Below are 15,190 nucleotides of genomic sequence, written 5' to 3' on the forward strand. Positions count from 1 at the left end.
TTACAATCGCCGCATAACAAACGTCAGCGAAAGACACGATGAGCGAAAAGTCAGCCAACAGTTCGTCGCTGCCCGTGCCCGCATCCGTTGCACCCACCCGCAAGCCGGCCCTGCCCGATTTCCAGCAGCGTTACGAGCTGCTGGTGGCCAGCATCAGCGACTATGCGATCTACATGCTGGATTCGGAAGGTTATGTCAGCAGCTGGAACGCCGGCGCCGAGCGTTTCAAGGGTTACAAGGCGCACGAAATCATGGGGCAGCACTTCTCCCGCTTTTATACGGAAGAAGACAAGGAAGCCGCGCTGCCCGAACGGGCCCTGAACGCGGCGCGCAATGACGGCCGCTTCGAAGGCGAAGGCTGGCGCGTGCGCAACGATGGCACGCGCTTCTGGGCCAGCGTCGTCATCGACCCGATCCGCAATGCCGACGGAGAGCTGGTCGGTTTCGCCAAGATCACGCGCGACATCACCGACCGCCGCGACGCGCAGGAAGCGCTGCGGCAAAGCGAGCAGCATTTCCGCCTGCTGGTGCAGGGCGTCACCGACTATGCGATCTACATGCTGTCGCCGCAGGGCGAAATCACGAACTGGAACGTGGGCGCGCAGCGCATCAAGGGCTATTCCCAGGAAGAGGTGCTGGGCAGCCATTTCAGCCGCTTCTTCACCGACGAGGACCGTGCCGCCGGCGTGCCGCAGCGCGCCCTGGAAACGGCGGCGCGCGAAGGCCGCTTCGAAAGCGAAGGCTGGCGCGTGCGCCGCGACGGCACCCGCTTCTTCGCCCACGCCGTGCTCGATGCGATCCATGACGAGCAGGGCACGCTGATCGGCTTCGCCAAGATCACGCGCGACGTGACCGAGCAGCGTGCCACGGCCGAGTCGCTGGAACAGACCCGCAATGCGCTGTTCCAGGCGCAGAAGATGGAGGCGATCGGCCAGCTCACCGGTGGCGTCGCGCACGATTTCAACAACCTGCTGGCCGTGCTTTCCTCGGGCGTCGACATCCTGCATGCGCAGAATCCCGGCACCACCACGGTGCGGGTGCTGGACAGCATGCGCCGTGCGATCGACCGCGGCGCGCTGCTGACGCAGCAATTGCTGTCGTTCGCGCGGCAGCAGCCGCTGTCCACTGCGCTGCACCAGGCCAATGCGCTGATCGGCAGCTTCGAGCAGGTGTTGCGCCGGGCCAGCGGTCCGCAGGTATCGTTCATATTCGACCTGGCGCCGCGGCTGCCCAGCATCGTCGTCGACGAAGCGCGTTTCGAAGCCACGCTGCTGAACCTCGTCGTCAACGCGCGCGATGCCATGCCGGGTGGCGGCTCGCTGGCGCTGGAAACGCGCAACGTGCGTCTGCGCGAGCACGAAGTGGGCACGCTGCCGGCCGGTGACTACGTGCGCGTGACGGTGCGCGACAGCGGCACCGGCATGACGCCGGAAGTGGTGAACCGCGCGTTCGAACCGTTCTTCACGACCAAGCCCGTCGGCAAGGGCACCGGCCTGGGACTGTCGCAGGTCTATGGTTTCATCACGCAGTCCGGCGGCGACGTGCAGATCCGCACCGAACTGGGGAAGGGTACGGCGATCACGCTGTTCCTGCCGGCCCACGAGAATGCGGCCGAAGTGGATGGCGGCCCGCAGGCGCACGCCGAACGCGTGCTGATCGTCGAGGATGACCAGCTGGTGATGGCGGTCGCCTGCGACCTGTTTGAAACGATGGGGTACCAGGTGCAGAGCGCGCCGGATGGCGTGGCCGCGCTGCGCCTGCTGGAACAGCGCGGCATGGACATGGCGGTGGACGTGCTGTTCACCGACCTGATGATGCCGAACGGGATGACGGGGCTGGAGCTGGCGCGCACCGTGCGCGAGCGCTGGCCGCAGATCAAGATCATCATCGCCTCCGGCTACCCGCAGCAGGCGCTGCATGGCGAGCCGGCGGACCTGAGCGGGTTCGACTTTGTCGGCAAGCCCTACCGGCTGTCCGACCTGGCGCGGCACCTGCGCGCACCGGGGTGATCCGCGCAGGGAGACGATAAAAAAACCGCGGCCCCGATCATGGGGCCGCGAGACTTCATTCACTGCTCAGCTGCAACGCTCAAATGCAACGCTCAAATGCAACGTTCAGCTGCTGCCGTAATGCGCGGCCTGTGCCGCGCCCACATGCGTGTCGCCCTGGCGCCGCACTTCCTCCACCGCCTTCAGGTAGCGCTGCAACGCGTCGTCCAGCGTGGGCATCAGTTTGCCCCGTTCGCTGCCCAGCGCCGAGTAGCGCGGCTGCGGCGCCTGGCCTTCCAGCGCGGTGGCCGGCTGCGCGTCGACCAGCGCTTCGTCCAGCCCCGCCAGCGTGCAGACGCGGCGTGCCAGCTCGGCCCACGATACCGCTTCGCCGTTCGACAGGTGCCAGATGCCGTGCTCGTTGTCGATCAGCAGGTCCAGGCAGGTCTGCACCAGGTCCGGCACATAGGTCGGCGATACCACCAGGTCGCTGGCGGCCGTGAAGGCACGGCCTTCCTGCAGGGCCTGCAGCGCCAGCGTGACGAAGTTGTGGCGGTCCCACGGGCCGAAGAAGGCGCTGGTGCGCACCATCAGCACGTCCGGATTCACCGCCAGCACGCGGCGCTCCGCTTCGGCCTTGCTCTGGCCATACACGTTCAGCGGCGCGACGGGGTCGCTTTCCACGTAGGCGGCGCCTTTCGAGCCGTCGAACACCAGGTCGCTGGAAAAACTCAGCAGCCGGATCTCGTGGCGTGCGCAGGCGTTGGCCAGCACCACCGGGCCGTGCGCATTCTCGCGCAGGCAGCGGTCCGATTCCTGTTCGGCATCGTGGACCCGCACGTAGCCGCCGGCGTTGATGATCGCCCACGGCCGGTGCTTGCGGATCGCCGCTTCCACCGAGGCGGGATCGGCGATGTCCATCTCCTGCCGCGTCAGCACCTTGAACGCCAGGTTGCGTTCCTCGCAGATGCGGGCGAACGCGCTGCCCAGCGTGCCGGTGGCGCCGCTGATCAGGATCGGCTGCACCGGGCGGTGCGCCAGGTTGCGTTCGGCCGGCAGGGCCGCCACGGTGGCGCTGGTGGCCACCGGCGGGCACAGGAAACGGCCCGGCCGGCGCCACCAGCCCAGGCCCTGCAGCACTGGCGACGATGGTGCGCGCCCGCTCGACAGTTCCCGCATCAGGCGGGCCAGCGCGGTGGGGCGCGGCTCGGGCGAACGCAGGTCGTAGGCGCCGTTCTCGTAGTAGCCGCGGCATTCGGTGACCAGGCAATTCCAGTCGTACGAACCGAGCAGCGACCACACGGTGACGGCGCGCATGTCCGCACCCTTGCGGCGCACGTCGTGCGCGGCATTCCACACCTCGTACAGCCAGCGCAGCTGGTCTTCGCGGTTGGCATCGATATGCGCCTCGGTCACCGCCATCGGCAGGCCATAGCGCTCCCAGGTTTCTTCCAGCAGCGGGCCGATGCCCGGTGTGGGCGTGGCCAGCGCGCGGGCCGTTTCAATGTCCGCGAAACCGTGCGGGCCCACGTACTGGGCCGGGTAGCGGTCGCCGCGGTGATCGAGCCAGCGCTCGCTGGTGATGTAGTAGTTCAGGCCCATCACGTCCGGCGGGCAGGGATTGTCGCGGAACCACAGTACCTCCTCGGCGCTGATGCCGCTCTTCAGGAAGTATTTCCACAGCGCGTGGTCCTCGTCGACCATGCCGCACAGCAGGTCCCACGCCAGCCAGCGCCGCTCGTTGTAGAAGTCGGCCCATTCGGCCATCTCGGGCGTGCTGTAGGTCTTGCCCAGGTCGTCCGTCTGCACCAGCTTGGCGTTCGGGTTGACCTCGCGGATCGCCCGCATCGACAGCACCACGCCCTTGCACTGGTTGATCAGCGCCTGCAGGAACGTCAGGTCGTCGCGGCCGTGCGGATACCACACGCCGTACAGGCCGGCAAAGCGCGCGGTGGTGCAGGGTTCGTTGACGGGGGTGTAGTACTCGACCCAGGGGAAGCGGCGCGCAACGGCACCGGCGAATTCGGCCAGCTTGGGACCGAATTCGGGATCGACGAGACTGGTGTGGCGGGGGCCGCTGCCGTGGTGCACGAGCCCCACGATGGGGTTCACGCCCAGGTCGCGCAGCGCCGGCAGGCGCTCGTCGGCCCATGTCCAGTCGGCCTGCTCGACGCCGTCGGGAGCGGTCAGCTCCCATAGCACGGGGTAGCGGATGGCGGTGATGCCCAGTGCCGCAAAGCGGTCCAGATCGCTTATTCGCTGGCCATGCCCATTCTGATCCATCTGGCTGAAATATTGATCGCGCACGCGGTTGACCGTGCCTTCCAGTCCGCCCCAGAGCTCGATCGCCCGGGTGTGGATTGCGTCATCTTTTTTCATATAGTCGGTGAGCTAGTCGAACGAGCGAAAAGTATGGCGAAAAAATCAAAACGCTGTCGCCGTATTGCCGGGCGTCATCTAAGGGTTTATGAGGCCAATGCCCGGCCGGCGGCGGCGTATCGTGTGCGCGGTGGCACACGGTGCTTCGGTACACTCTCGCGAGCGTAAAGGAAAGTGGGAGAGTGCATGCGTTACGTCTTGTTGGGCAATCCGATCCAGGAATGGGCCACCGCGCTGGCCGTGGCGTTCGCCGCGGCGGTGCTGATGCTGGTGGTGCGGACCTTCCTCATCCATCGGCTGGCCCTGGTCGCCGAACGCTCCGCGACGCGGGTGGACGACTGGCTGCTGCGCATGCTGCGCAATACCTACAGCCTGTCCATCGTGATCCTGGCGCTGTACCTCGGCTCGCTGATGCTGGAGTTCTCGAAAAAATATGAAGTGTCGCTGTGGCGCGTGGCCGTCACGACGATGCTGATCCAGGCGGCGGTATGGGCCGATACCGGCGTGCGCGTCTGGCGGCGCCGCTACCGGCAGGCCGCCATCGGCGGCACCGACAGCACCGCCGGCGTGGCATCGACGGCGATCATCGACTTCATCCTGCGCCTGTTCGTATGGGTCGTGTTCATGCTGATGATCCTGGATAACCTGGGCTTCAACATCACGACCCTGGTGGCCAGCCTGGGCATCGGCGGCATCGCCGTGGCGCTCGCGGTGCAGAACATCCTGGGCGACCTGCTCGCCTCGTTGTCGATCGTGCTGGACAAGCCGTTCGTCGTGGGCGACTTCATCATCGTCGGCGAATACCTCGGCACCGTCGAATACATCGGCCTGAAGACGACGCGGCTGCGCGGGCTGGGCGGCGACCAGGTCATCTTCGCCAACGGCGACATGCTCAAGTCGCGCATCGCCAACCAGACCCGCATGTTCACGCGCCGCGCCGCGTTCATGATCCGCGTGCGCTACGGCACCACGCCGGACCAGCTGGCCGCCATCCCGGCCATGGTGAAGGAAATCATCGAGACGCAGGAAGAAACCGCATCGTTCGAGCGGGCCCACCTGCGCAACCTGGGCGAATGGGCGATCGAGTACGAAGTCGTCTACTGGATCAAGACGCCCGATTATTTCGTGTTCATGGATACCAACCAGGCCGTGCTGCTCGGCGTGGTCAGGGGACTGGCGGAGCGCGGCATCGACATCGCGTTCCCCACCCAGCTCAACCTGCGGCCCGCGGAGGTTTACAGCGGCCAGTCGTCTCCCCTAAACTGGCCCGTTTCCGACAACATTGCGGACAACGGCGCGAACAGGGGCATCGACAAGGGCCCGGACACGCGCCTCGACAAAGGGGCAAGGGCTTGAAGAAACTGGTGGCGGGGGGACTCGCAATGATGGTTGCCGGCGGCGCGCTGGCGGCCTCGGTGCAGGACGTGGCCGAGCGTTATCGCAAGCTGGTACTGGCGGTGGGCCAGCACGACGCGAGTTACGTCGATGCGTATTATGGCCCGCCGGCCCTGCAGGCCCAGGCGGAGAAGGACAAGCGCAGCCTCGCCGCGATCCGCAAGGACGCGCAGGCGGCGATGGGCGACCTGGCCGGCAAGCGGGCCGCCAATCCCGACGAGGCGCTGCGCCTGGCGTTCCTGAACAAGCAGTTGAAGGCATTGCGTGCGCGTGTCGATATGCTGGACGGTAAGAAATTCGGCTTCGACGAGGAGACCGCGCTGCTGTACGACGCCGTCACGCCGCACCACGACCGCGCGTACTACGAGGCGCTGCTGAAGAAGATCGATGCGCTGGTGCCGGGCCAGGGCCCGCTGCCGCAGCGCGTGCAGGCGTTCCGCGCCCGCTTCGCCATCCCGAAGGAGCGCCTGAAACCCGTGTTCGACGCGGCGATCGCCGCCTGCCGCGAACGCACCGCGCCGCACCTGGCGCTGCCGAAGAAAGAAAGCTTCGTGCTGGAATTCGTGACCGGCAAGCCGTGGTCCGGCTACAACTGGTACAAGGGCGATGCGCACAGCCTGATCCAGATAAACACCGAGTTCCCGATCTATATCGAGCGTGCAGTGGACCTCGGCTGCCACGAGGGCTATCCGGGCCACCACGTCTATAACGCGCTGCTGGAGCAGCACCTGGTGAAGGAGCGCAACTGGGTCGAGTTCAGCGTCTACCCGCTGTATTCGCCGATGTCGCTGATCGCCGAGGGCAGTGCGAACTACGGCATCGAGATGGCATTCCCCGACGAAGAGCGCCTCGCCTTCGAGCGCGACGTGCTGTATCCGCTGGCCGGCCTGGACCCCAGCCTGGCCGGCCAGTATGCGGCGCTGCAAAAGCTGCTGGCGCAGCTGTCCTACGCGGACAACGACAATGCCATGCATTACCTGGAAGGGCGCTTCACGCGCGAGCAGGCGATCGAGTGGCTGGTCAACGTGGCGCTGTACCCGCCGGAAAAGGCCGGCCAGCGCGTGCAGTTCTACGACGCGCTGCGCGGCTACGTGATCAACTACAACCTCGGCAAGGACCTCGTCAAGGCATGGGTCGAGAAGCAGGTAACGGCCACCGACCCGCAGCAGGCGCGCGCGCAGCGGTGGGCGGCGTTCAAGACCTTGCTGTCGACGCCCCGGCTGGCCAGCGATTTGCGGTAAAAAGTTGCCTTGAATATAGTGGCGAAAGTTGCCCGAAAAATGGGGACGTACCCCATTTTTCGGGCAACATTTTTCCGAGAAATGGGGTGCGCCGAGCACCGAACCGCCCCATTTTCCGGGCAACTTTTTCAGCCGCCGGCGGCCGCCAGTGCGATGCTCTCGGCGCTGGCCGGATCGAAGTCCCGCAGGGCCTCGACCAGCTCGGCCACCGAGGTGCCGGTGGCGAACAGCATCACGTCGCCCGGCTGGCAGCGGGTGAGGGCGAGGCGCAGCGCGGCGCCGGATGCGAGCTCCAGGTGCACGCGGGTGGAAGCCCGGATCGCCCCGGCCGCCATCAGCGCCGCCCGTTCGCCCGGCCGGCGGCCGCGGTGCTCGTCCGGCGACTCGTAGACGATCACCTCGTCGAAGGCCTCGCCGCAGGTCTCGCCGATCCGCTCCAGGTCCTCGTCGCGGCGGTCGCCCGGCGCGGTGACCACGGCCACGGTACGGCGTGCGCTCATGCCGCGCGCGGTGTCTCCCAGCGCCGCATACGCGGCCGGGTTATGCGCGTAATCGACTACCACCTTCACGCCGCGCACGTCGTACACGTTGCCGCGCAGCGGATTGCGCACGTTGTCGGACACGAACGATGCCAGCCCATCGGCGATCTGCGCGATCTGCAGGCCCGCCGCCAGCATCGCGGCGCCGGCCGCCAGCGCATTGGCGATGTTGTGGCGCGCGCAGCCGTCCAGCGCGGACGGCATCTCTTCGGCCCACAGGATGCGGTGGCGGCGCGTGCCGTCCGCCAGGATCAGCGCGCCATCCTGCAGGTAGGCCGCGCGGCCGCCGCTTTCCAGGTGGCGCAGCAGCACCGGGTTGTCCGGATCGCAGCTGAAGTACAGCCGTTCCACGCGCTTTTCCAGTGCGTCGGCCATCGCCACGCAGCTGGCGTCCTGGGCGTTCAGCACCACGGCGCGCGAGGCGGCTTTCGCCACCACGGCCTTTACGCGCGCCAGGTCCTCCAGCGTGTTCACGCCGTCCATGCCGAGATGGTCCTGGGAGACGTTCAGGACCACGGCGACGTCGCAGCGATCGAATGCCAGGCCGCGCTTCAGGATGCCGCCGCGCGCCGTTTCCAGCACGGCAAAGTCCACATCCGGGGCGGTCAGCACACTGCGCGCCGACCAGTAGCCGGCACAGTCGCCCTTGCGGATGCAGGTGCCGTCGATGAACACGCCCTCGGTCGTGGTGCAGCCGGTGCGGTGACCGGCCTGCCGGATGCTGTGTTCCAGCATCAGCGTGGTGGTGGTCTTGCCGTTGGTACCGGTGACCGCGATCACGGGGATGCGGCCGTCGCCGTCGCCGAACATGCCGTCCACGATCGCTTCGCCGGCGTTGCGTGGCGTGCCGGCGCTGGGGTACTGGTGCATGCGGATGCCCGGCGCGGCATTGACTTCGATGATGGCGCCGCCCTGTTCTTCCAGCGGCCGGGCGATGTCGGCGCAGACGATGTCGAGCCCCGCCACGTCGAGGCCGATCTTCTGCGCGGCGCGCACGCACAGCGCCCGCGTTTGCGGCGGCAGCAGGTCGGTGACGTCCTCGGCGGTGCCGCCGGTGGACAGGTTGGCGTTGCCGCGCAATTGCACGCGGATACCGGCGGCCGGCACGCTGTCGGCGGTGAAGCCCTGTTCGGCCAGCACCGTGTCGGCGTGGCCGTCGAGCGGGATCTTCGTCAGGATGTTGGCATGGCCTTCGCCGCGCGCCGGGTTCAGGTTTTCCAGCTCGACCAGCTGGCGCACGGTCGACACGCCGTCGCCCGTGACCGCGGGCGGGCGGCGCAGCGCGGCGGCGGCCACGCGGCCGTCGGCCACCAGCACGCGGTAGTCCTGCCCCGTCACGAAGCGCTCGACGATGATGGTGCGGCCGTGCTGGCGCGCACGCTCGAACGCCAGCGCCACTTCATCGGGGGTATTGCAGCGGGTGGTCACGCCGCGGCCATGGTTGCCGTCGAGCGGCTTCACGGTCACGGTGCAGTCCAGGCGGCGCGCCGCGCGCTGCGCCTGTTCCAGCGTGCGCACCGTCACGCCTTCCGGCACCGGCACGCCGGCGTCCCGCAGCAGGGTCTTGGTGAGTTGCTTGTCGCTGGCGATGCCGACCGCGATGTGGCCGGTATCGGCCGTGATCGTGGCCTGCAGCCGTTTTTGGCGCGCGCCCCATCCCAGCAGGAACAGGTTCGCGGTTTCCGTCAGCCGCAGCACCGGGATGCCGCGCGCCTTCGCCGCGCCGACGATGGCGCCGGTGCTGGTGCCGATCGCATGATCTTCCGCCGTTTCGCGCAGCGCGGCCACGGTATCGGCCAGCGCGAATGTCTCGCCGCGCGCCAGCGCCGTGACCAGCGCCACGGCGGCATCGAACGCTTCGCTCACCACCTGCTCCAGTTCGTAGGCGCACACCACGCGGTAGCGGCCGTCGCCGGCTTCGTGCGTGCGGCCCGTATTGACGGTGGTGCCGGCGAGGCATTGCAGGGCCAGGGTCACGTGTTCCACCACGTGGGCCAGGTTGGTACCCGAACGCAGCGTCTGCACGAAGCCGGCGTACTTGCCGACCGAGCAGCGATGGTCGTACAGCGACGGCAGCAGTTCCAGCAGCCGGTCGTTGAAACCCGGCAGCGCATCGGTACGGGCATCTTTCAGTTCGCCGGTATCGACCACCGTCAACAGGCATGGGTGGTGCGAATACAGGTTGCGGCCACGCAGCAGCCTTTGCTCAATGATGTTCATGTCAACGGGTTCCTCTTGGTCAGATTGCGGATGAATTCATGTAGTGGCGCCGGTGCTTCGCGCGTCACGCGATGCAGCCGTGCCGAGGTACCCTCGCCGGGCAGCAGGTAGCCGGAGCCCGCCGGCAATACGTGCAATTGCACGCCGATCAGTTCGGCGGGCTCGCCCTCGCCGATGTCGGCGGCGTTCGTGATCATCGTGCGGCCGTCGACGAAGGTGACGCCGCCGTCGCCGATCACCTCGATGCCGACGCCCCGTTCGACGACGAGCGCCGTGTCCTCGTCGATGCCCAGGCCGTACAGGTAAGGATTCTGTGCGATCAGGCTGAGCAGCCGGTTGATACGGTGGCGTTGCGAAAAGTGCTGGTCGATCACGATGTGCTGCACGAAGCCCAGTCCCGCACCCAGCGTGGCGGCACCTTTCGCCGGTGCGTATTCGGCGGCGCCCGAAGCCAGCATGTGGCCAGCCATCGCCGATGCGCCCGCGCTGGTGCCGGCCAGGCAGGCGCAGCGGCGCTTCAGCGCCTCGTGCAGCGCCTGGTCCAGCGCCGTGCCGCCGATGGTGGCCATCAGGCGCTTCTGGTCCCCGCCGGTAATCAGGATGCCGTCCGCATGGGCGATGCGCGCGGCGACGGCGGGATCGTTCGCCTCCTCGCGTCCCGCCGTGTGGACCAGGTCGCATCGGGTCACGCCCAGCCGCGCCAGCGCTTCCCGGTAGGGGCGGGCCATCTCCTCCGGCTCCTCGCTGGCGCTGGTGAGCAGCACGAAGTTGCGCGCGGGGCCCCCGGCAAGTTCGACGAAACGCGCGAGGATCCGCTCGCGGCAGTTGCGCTGTTCGTCGCCGCCGATAATCAGCAGGCAGCCGTCCTGGGTGGCGGAAGTAGTCATGGCGTTGTCCTCGATATGCCGGTTGTGCCAGCTGCACTGTCGCGGTGCGCCGGTCGGCGCGCTGCGCTTCGCCGGTGCATTTGCGCTTCACCGGTGCGTTCGCGCTGAATAATGGTGCAAATAGTGGTGGAAGTATCAGAGGCGGGAGGGGCTGCGGAGAAGTGGCGTTCAACTCGTGCATTTGTAAGATTTGGATGACGAAGAAGTTACATAGATGACTTATTGTTAATTGGCAAGGGAAAACGCTTGATAATGGCCAGCACCGCTAAAATGGCGGCCTCGACCGCGGCATGAGAATCGATTGATATCGAACGGCCGTCCGCACTAAAATAGTTGCAGGTTGTTCATATAAGTTACAATAAGATAACATCTAATCTGGGGTATCAGCATGTCCATCATTGCCGCTCGAAATTTCCGTCAGCACATCAACCGCATGAGCACCCTGCAAGCCGAGGTGGTCCCCTATTTCAGCGGCGGGGTGATCGACTATGCCGGCCTGGCGGAACTGGGCAGCCGCAGCGGTTTCGACTTCACTGCCGACGAGGCGCGGCAGGTTCTGTTCATCAGCGACGATGAGCTGACCGATTTCGAAAAGGAAATGGTGTCGGGCGGCTCGGTCCAGCTGCGCGATTTCAAGGGCGGCAACGCGCGCGGGCGGACCGGCTGATGCGCGGCTGATGCGCGGCTGATTACGAGCGTCCCTATGCGCGGCGGCCGATCGCATTCCCCGTAGCGCTGGAAGCGGCCGTGTGGCCCGTGGTCGATGCGACACCCGGATACCAACGCTCCCGCAGCTGCATGAACGGCGTCTCCACCAGCCGGTACAGTAGCCAGCCGCCCAGGATGCCGGCAGCCATGACGGCGGCAATGGTCGACGGCGCGCCGGGATCGATGGCGTGGCGCTCCAGCGCTGGACGAAGTGCCATGAACACAGGTTTATGCACCAGGTAGACCGCGTACGACCACAGCGCGAGACTGGCCGCACCGGGAATACGCAGGCGATTCAGCAGCGAGCCCGGGCTGAGCGCCGAGCAGGTCAGCAGCGCGAAACTGCAAGCGACCAGGGAGAATCCGAAGGCGGATGCCGCGAAGGCGCTTGGCGCCTCGTTCATCACGCCGTAAAGGACAGCCGCTGCCATCGCAAGGCCCGCCGCCAGCAGCGTGTTTCCGTAGCGCAGAACGCGCGCGAACGCCCCGGGATGGAAGTTCTTCAGCATCGCGATCGCCACACCCGGGAGCAATTCATCGAAGCGGCACAGGCTCGAGTAATACACCGGCGCGGCAAAGACATCCTTGCCGTCCATGAACGCTGCGCCGCGCGCCGTCATGCCGGCGCCGATGGCGGCGAACAGGGCGCACCAGAGCAGTCGCGGCGAGCGCCGGCTGCCGACCAGTGCCAGCACCGCCAGCGGCAGCACCAGGTAGAACTGTTCCTCGATGCACAGCGACCAGGAGTGGGTGAAGGTCTCGCCGTAGTTCAGGCCGAAGTTCTGGGTGAAAGTTAAAAAACGCCAGGCCGGCGCCATGCTCTTGCCGGCGATCGGGCTGTCCGGCAGCAGCAGGTAGACGGCCAGCACGGCATAGTAGTTGGGCAGTGTACGCAGCAGGCGGCGCGCGAAGAACGTCCCGAGGTCCAGGCTCTCGCCGCGCGCGGCGGGCGCCAGCAGCTGGTTGCCGATCAGGTAGCCGCTCAGCACGAAGAACAGGTCGACACCGGCCCAGCCGATGTTGCCGGGGACACCGAAAGTCGGCGCCTGGCTGACGAAGCCATTGTAGTGGGACATCAGGACCAGCACGATGGCGAGCATGCGCAGTGTATCCAGGCCGGCGAGGCGGACGTGTTTCGTATCGGTACGCATCTTGCGAATTTTCTTCGAATTGTTCAGGCGCTTCTATCGGGAAGGGTATGCCGGTACGGAGGGCGGCGGCATGTTGGTGGCCGAAGTCCGGCAATACAGGAATGGCCAGCCAGCCGCAGCCCGATTCTGGAAGATAGCCGCGCGGCGGTCCAGGGCAAAGCGCCGGCCCGTGCACTGCTTGCGGTGAAGCGGTGCTGGAGCGGCAGGCTGCCGGTACGCCGGGAGGGCTTGCCAGGCGCGCTACGCCAGTGCGGCCGCGGCCAGCAGCGGGATCGTGGCGCGGGCCATCACGCCGCGCCGCAAAACCGGCAACGCTGCCACAGCGCCGGACAGATCAGGCGGCAGTCCCGACCGGGGATTCAGCCGCGGATGCGGTGCCCCGTGGCGTGCGTTCCAGCAGCGCCAGCATGTCCGCCAGCGGCATCGGCCGCGCGAACAGGTAGCCCTGCATGCCGGGGCCGCCGTGCGCGGCCAGGAATGCCGCCTGGTCCTGCGTTTCCACGCCCTCGGCCACCACGCGCAAGCCCAGGTGCCCCGCCATCGCCAGGATCGACTGGACGATCGCCGTGCCGTTGGCATCGCCCGGGGTGTCGTGGATGAAGCTGCGGTCGATCTTCAGCTCGTACAGCGGCATGCGCCGCAGGTAGGCCAGGTTCGAATAGCCGGTGCCGAAGTCGTCGATCGAGAAGCGGATGCCCAGCCGCGCCAGTTCGTGCATGCGGGCGATCGTGTCGTCCAGGTTTTCGATCAGCAGTCCTTCGGTGACTTCGAAGATCAGTTGCCCCGCCGGTGCGCCCGTCTCGTGCAGGATCGCGCGCACCTGCGCGACGAAATCCGGTTCGCGGAACTGCGACGGGCTCACGTTCACCGACAGCGGCAGCGCATGCCCGGCGGCGGACAGGCGCAGCCAGGCCAGGCAGGCCTGCTGCAGCGCCCAGTAGCCCAGCTCGACGATCAGGCCGCTGGCTTCGGCGGCGGGAATGAACACGTCCGGCGGCACCGACGTGCCGTCCGCGCGGCGCCACCGCATCAGCAGTTCGGCGCCGACCGGCCGCTCGTCGCGGTCTACCTGCAACTGCACGTGCATCTGCAGTTCGCCGTTGGCCAGCGCCTGGCCGAGGTCGCGCTCGATCGCCAGCCGGCGTTCCACTTCGGCGCGCATCGTGTCCTCGAACAGCGCTACGCCGTCGCGGCCGCCGGCCTTGGCACGGTACATCGCGATGTCCGCCTCGCGCAGCAGGTCGTCCACGCTCTGGTCCGCGCGTGGCAGCAGCGTGACGCCGATGCTGGCGCTCGACTGGTACGACTGCCCGCCGATGTCGAACGGCTGCGCCAGGGCCGCGCGGATGCGCGCCGCCACCGCCAGCGCGCCGCCGGCGGCATCGTCGCCGGCCAGCCCGGCCAGCAGCATCACGAATTCGTCGCCGCCCAGCCGCGCCACCGTGTCGGCGGGGCCGGCCAGTTGCGACAGCCGCTGCGCGGCGGCACGCAGCAGCAGGTCGCCGGTGGCGTGGCCGCGCGCATCGTTGATGTTCTTGAAGTGATCGAGATCGATGAACATCACGGCCGCATGCGGCGCCGCGGGGCCGGCGTCCAGCAAGGCCTGCAGGCGGTCCATCAGCAGGCGGCGGTTCGGCAGGCCGGTCAGCACGTCGTAGAACGCCAGCTGGTGGATTGCCTCGGCAGCCTTGCGGCGCTCGGTGACGTCGCGCCCGACCAGCACCCAGTGCGTGTTGATGCCATCCTCGCCGGCGAACGGGGTCAGTTCCATCTCGACCCAGTACGGCTCGCCGCTGCGCGTGTAGTTCAGCATTTCCGCGGTGACCGGTGTGCCGCGTTTCATCGCCTGCACCACCCGCGCGACTTCGGCGCGGGCGGTATCCGGCCCATGCAGCATGCGTGTACTTTGTCCCAGCATCTCGGCGCGCGTGTAACCGGTCCTGCGCAGCAGCGCATCGTTGACGAACACGATCGGCTGCTCGGCGCCGGGCTCCGGCACCGCCTGCGCGATGATCACCATTTCGTTCAGGCTGGCCACGGCGGCGGACGTCAGCCGCAGTTCCGCATTCACGGCCTGCAGCTTGTTGCGGCCATCCTCCAGGGAACCGTTGAAGGAGCGCAGGTCGTCCATCGAACGCGACAGGCGTTGCAGCAGCGCACTGCTGGTCAGCGTCAGCAGCAGGCCGATGCCCACGTAGTTCAGCACGATGACCAGCGTGGCTACCGGCGACTGGTCCGGCAGGTCCGACACGTAAAGGCGCGCATGGCCGGTCAGCGCCAGCGTGCCGATCGTGGCGCCGGACAGCGCCAGCGCGGCCAGGGCAGGCCAGGTGCCGAGCAGCACCGCGGCCAGGATCGGCGGCGCCAGCAGGTAGACCTGGCTGATCGGCCCGATGGTCAGCATCATCGCCACGCCGACGAAATACAGGATCGCCAGGAAGTTGAACACCCGCACGCGGTACGGCAGGCCGTGCGCGCGCCACAGCGCCAGCAGCCACGCCAGCGCGACGGTATCGACGAGCGTGACCATCCAGCGGCCGTGGTATGCCGTGACCGCGATGCTCGGCAGCGCCATGATCACGCCGAGCACCGCGAGGATCGAAAGCAGCAGGGTAAAGATCTTGATGCGCCAGTGCGCAATGTCGTTGAATGCCACGATGCTGCCGGGATGAAGTTTCCTAT

9 protein-coding genes are annotated in these 15,190 nt (G+C 67.2%); 4 read left to right on the forward strand and 5 right to left on the reverse strand.

What is annotated here, in order from left to right:
* Positions 1 to 38: 38 nt before the first annotated feature.
* On the forward strand, positions 39 to 2,009 hold the full coding sequence (locus FHS02_RS19260; RefSeq protein WP_137315946.1) for a hybrid sensor histidine kinase/response regulator: 1,971 nt from the start codon (positions 39 to 41) through the stop codon (positions 2,007 to 2,009).
* A 105-nt stretch (positions 2,010 to 2,114) separates the two neighbouring features.
* Here the strand turns inward: FHS02_RS19260 and FHS02_RS19265 are convergent, their stop codons facing one another.
* Entirely contained in the window at positions 2,115 to 4,367 is a 2,253-nt protein-coding gene (locus tag FHS02_RS19265) for a sugar nucleotide-binding protein (RefSeq protein ID WP_229422330.1), read from the reverse strand.
* A 186-nt stretch (positions 4,368 to 4,553) separates the two neighbouring features.
* Here FHS02_RS19265 and FHS02_RS19270 point away from each other — a divergent pair, with 186 nt between their 5' ends.
* Complete coding sequence (locus FHS02_RS19270) at positions 4,554 to 5,723, forward strand: mechanosensitive ion channel family protein (RefSeq protein WP_137315947.1); 1,170 nt, start codon at positions 4,554 to 4,556, stop codon at positions 5,721 to 5,723.
* Positions 5,720 to 7,003 carry a hypothetical protein gene (locus tag FHS02_RS19275; protein ID WP_137315948.1) on the forward strand — a complete coding sequence of 428 codons (1,284 nt, stop codon included), beginning with the start codon at positions 5,720 to 5,722 and terminating at the stop codon, positions 7,001 to 7,003. The genes FHS02_RS19270 and FHS02_RS19275 overlap by 4 nt, the downstream gene beginning before the upstream one ends.
* Before the next feature lie 128 nt (positions 7,004 to 7,131).
* On the opposite strand, the gene cphA is transcribed toward FHS02_RS19275, so the two are convergent.
* Together cphA and FHS02_RS19285 are read right to left on the reverse strand one after the other, a co-directional pair.
* On the reverse strand, positions 7,132 to 9,762 hold the full coding sequence (gene cphA / locus FHS02_RS19280) for a cyanophycin synthetase (RefSeq protein ID WP_137315949.1): 2,631 nt from the start codon (positions 9,760 to 9,762) through the stop codon (positions 7,132 to 7,134).
* Positions 9,759 to 10,649 carry a cyanophycinase gene (locus FHS02_RS19285; RefSeq protein ID WP_137315950.1) on the reverse strand — a complete coding sequence of 297 codons (891 nt, stop codon included), beginning with the start codon at positions 10,647 to 10,649 and terminating at the stop codon, positions 9,759 to 9,761. Before FHS02_RS19285 ends, cphA begins: the two co-directional genes overlap by 4 nt.
* A 388-nt stretch (positions 10,650 to 11,037) precedes the next feature.
* Here FHS02_RS19285 and FHS02_RS19290 point away from each other — a divergent pair, with 388 nt between their 5' ends.
* Positions 11,038 to 11,316 carry a hypothetical protein gene (locus FHS02_RS19290; protein ID WP_137315951.1) on the forward strand — a complete coding sequence of 93 codons (279 nt, stop codon included), beginning with the start codon at positions 11,038 to 11,040 and terminating at the stop codon, positions 11,314 to 11,316.
* 34 nt (positions 11,317 to 11,350) lie between these two features.
* Here the strand turns inward: FHS02_RS19290 and FHS02_RS19295 are convergent, their stop codons facing one another.
* On the reverse strand, positions 11,351 to 12,508 hold the full coding sequence (locus FHS02_RS19295; protein WP_137315952.1) for an acyltransferase family protein: 1,158 nt from the start codon (positions 12,506 to 12,508) through the stop codon (positions 11,351 to 11,353).
* A gap of 334 nt (positions 12,509 to 12,842) precedes the next feature.
* The gene (locus FHS02_RS19300; protein ID WP_229422331.1) at positions 12,843 to 15,164 is read right to left on the reverse strand and encodes a putative bifunctional diguanylate cyclase/phosphodiesterase; all 2,322 of its coding nucleotides are present in this window, start codon (positions 15,162 to 15,164) and stop codon (positions 12,843 to 12,845) included.
* Positions 15,165 to 15,190: the final 26 nt, after the last annotated feature.

It is taken from the genome of Pseudoduganella umbonata (assembly GCF_014192225.1).
Taxonomy (GTDB): Bacteria; Pseudomonadota; Gammaproteobacteria; order Burkholderiales; family Burkholderiaceae_D; genus Rugamonas; species Rugamonas umbonata.

What these genes read in the sequence shown, in the direction of transcription:
- FHS02_RS19260 (WP_137315946.1), top strand. Translation starts at nt 39, where the DNA reads ATGAGCGAAAAGTCAGCCAACAGTTCGTCGCTGCCCGTGCCCGCATCC.
- cphA (WP_137315949.1), bottom strand. Translation starts at nt 9,762, where the DNA reads ATGAACATCATTGAGCAAAGGCTGCTGCGTGGCCGCAACCTGTATTCG.
- FHS02_RS19265 (WP_229422330.1), bottom strand. Translation starts at nt 4,367, where the DNA reads ATGAAAAAAGATGACGCAATCCACACCCGGGCGATCGAGCTCTGGGGC.
- FHS02_RS19270 (WP_137315947.1), top strand. Translation starts at nt 4,554, where the DNA reads ATGCGTTACGTCTTGTTGGGCAATCCGATCCAGGAATGGGCCACCGCG.
- FHS02_RS19295 (WP_137315952.1), bottom strand. Translation starts at nt 12,508, where the DNA reads ATGCGTACCGATACGAAACACGTCCGCCTCGCCGGCCTGGATACACTG.
- FHS02_RS19290 (WP_137315951.1), top strand. Translation starts at nt 11,038, where the DNA reads ATGTCCATCATTGCCGCTCGAAATTTCCGTCAGCACATCAACCGCATG.
- FHS02_RS19285 (WP_137315950.1), bottom strand. Translation starts at nt 10,649, where the DNA reads ATGACTACTTCCGCCACCCAGGACGGCTGCCTGCTGATTATCGGCGGC.